The organism is Candidatus Symbiopectobacterium sp., from assembly GCF_020054415.1.
In the GTDB taxonomy this organism is placed as follows: Bacteria; Pseudomonadota; Gammaproteobacteria; order Enterobacterales; family Enterobacteriaceae; genus Symbiopectobacterium.
This window is the reverse complement of sequence record NZ_JAHWCO010000430.1, coordinates 1-2,165: the sequence shown is the minus strand read 5'-3', so window position 1 is coordinate 2,165 and position 2,165 is coordinate 1. Positions and strand designations below refer to the sequence as shown.

General features: G+C 49.9%; 3 protein-coding genes and 1 pseudogene. 3 read left to right on the top strand and 1 reads right to left on the bottom strand.

Annotated elements, in window-relative coordinates; translation table 11 throughout:
• A pseudogene (locus QZ506_RS12560) lies at nucleotides 1–263 on the bottom strand (hypothetical protein); the annotation flags it as partial.
• A gap of 110 nt (nucleotides 264–373) precedes the next feature.
• Here QZ506_RS12560 and QZ506_RS12555 point away from each other — a divergent pair.
• From QZ506_RS12555 to QZ506_RS12545, 3 genes are all read left to right on the top strand, one after another.
• Entirely contained in the window at nucleotides 374–1,174 is an 801-nt protein-coding gene (locus QZ506_RS12555; RefSeq protein ID WP_291971462.1) for a KilA-N domain-containing protein, read from the top strand.
• A gap of 18 nt (nucleotides 1,175–1,192) precedes the next feature.
• Nucleotides 1,193–1,390, top strand: a complete 198-nt coding sequence (locus QZ506_RS12550) for a DUF1187 family protein (protein WP_291971460.1) — start codon at nucleotides 1,193–1,195, stop codon at nucleotides 1,388–1,390.
• 298 nt (nucleotides 1,391–1,688) lie between these two features.
• A partial coding sequence (locus QZ506_RS12545; protein ID WP_291971458.1) for a Bro-N domain-containing protein occupies nucleotides 1,689–2,165 on the top strand: 477 nt, incomplete at its 3' end.

Here is a 2,165-nt window from a genome sequence, read left to right as displayed (position 1 = left end):
TTACGCACATCGGCTATCTCTGCGGACAGGTCCTTACGCACATCGGCTATCTGCGCGTCGGTCTTCTCGAAGCGGAACTCCATATCTTTACGAATGTCAGCTATATCGCGCTTTACCTCAGCAATATCAGCCTTAGTAGCGACATCCGCCACTTCATGAGACTTGCGTACGACGAGCGAAATCGCCTTGGCCTGCTGACTGGTAAGCCCGGCGGTTTGAAGCTCTTCTGATGCCTGCAATGTATCAAATGCAACCTGGCCCATAGCGGATCCTCCTATGTTAAGCCAAGTGTAAGCGATCTGACCGCCAATCTGCAAAATTTTACCCGTTAGCCCTCTGATAACCACATCCGTTTAACTATGGAGAAATCGTTATGTCTAACTTAGTTGTCATTGAAAATACCGTCGTCCGTCAGGATGCTTTCGGGCGTTACTGCCTGAATGATTTACATCGCGCAGCCGTTGCACAAGGTAAAGCGACAGAATCGCAACGACCTTCAAATTTTTTACGTACTGAAGGGATCGCGGCATTTGTTCAATCTTTGAGCAATGCTCAAAAAAGAGCTTCGGTTAATGTCATTAAAGGTGGCCTTGAGTCAGGAACATGGGCAGATGAATTAGTGGCCATCCGCTATGCGGCATGGATAGAACCTGAATTTGAGGTTCAGGTATATGAGCAATTCCGTGATTCTGTAAAGTCCAGCAATGGCGTACTGGTAGAAAAAGTCCAAGCGGGATTGGCCTTGCTCGCTTTCTACAAGCAAGAGCTGCGCATAGCGCCTTCCGCAATGCTGGGAGCAATGAAAAAGCTGCAATCTTCCCTCGGCATGCCGGATATCCTGCCTGCCTACGCCGTAGATGCCCCGGAGGGCAGCGTAACCGGGTCAAGTGAAGTCACGCATTCCTTGACTGAATTGCTAATGCTGCACGGCAAGCCCTACACCGCACAGTCTGGTTTCAAGCGCCTGCAATTGCTCGGACTCGCTGAGCGCAAGTCACGTTCCAGCAGCAAGCATCCCGACAAAGAGAAACTGTTCTGGTCGCTAACAGAGAAAGGCTTGCAGTTCGGAAAGAACCTGACCGACCCGAATAACCCGCGCCAGACACAGCCACACTTCTACGACAGCCTGTTTCCACGTCTCTTAGGCGTCATGATGAACGGTGTAGCGGCATAAACAACCTCAGAGAGACTTATGTACAAAATAACGGCAACGATCAAAAAGCCCGGCGGGCAGGATGTTCAGTGGCTACGCTTCTCTGAGGTGAAACTCAGCATGTCAGAATGCGAAAAACTGCTCTTTAAGCCTAAGGAGGCAGGTAAGTCGTTCGGCGATAAGGTGAAACTGGAGGATTTCCGCTGCGTTAGGGTGAAAAACAAGGATACGTGGTAAATAGCACAATAAACCACCCAATTGACCTAGGGATAAGCCATGCGCTATAGTCACTCTGCATCTGCAAATTCAGGTGCCGGGATTAGCGTTCCGGATAACTAACAAGGCGCATAACACGCCTACAGCGTGTTTTTTATGCGTCAGTCCGCCATATCAGAATAATGGTGGGCTGGATGGGGGAGCCGCAAGGCTCGCCGGGTCCTTGTTAGCCGGTTACGCTAACTCCATCCAGCTCGCCACCCTCTAGATTAGCGTCTTAAGGTGGTGATGTTCCTTAACTAACAAGGAAATCATTACTATGACAACCTTAATGTTCCGCAATACTGTTCTCGAAACCATCACCCACAACGGGCAGATCTGGTTCACGTCTGCCGAGCTTGCTAAAGCTTTGCAATATGCGAATGCTAAATCCGTTACTAATCTATACAATCAAAATATTGACGAATTTACGACCGTAATGTTTCAGGTCATTGAATCAGTGACCTCAGGGAATTACCGCAAAAAGACGCGCATTTTCTCCCTGCGTGGCGCACATCTCGTCGCTATGTTTGCCCGTACGCCTGTAGCCAAAGAGTTCCGCAAATGGGTGCTGGATATCCTCGACAAAGAAGCCAGTATCCCACAATACAAACCCCAAGCCGCCGAACTATTCAGTAGCCATGATATCGACAGCCTTACCCGCCTCGTCTGGAGCATGGCAAACGGTTTTCACTTCGACCGGGCATGGAGCAACGCCATTTGGTACGCTCTGCGCCGTGTAACCGGCGTACCCTCC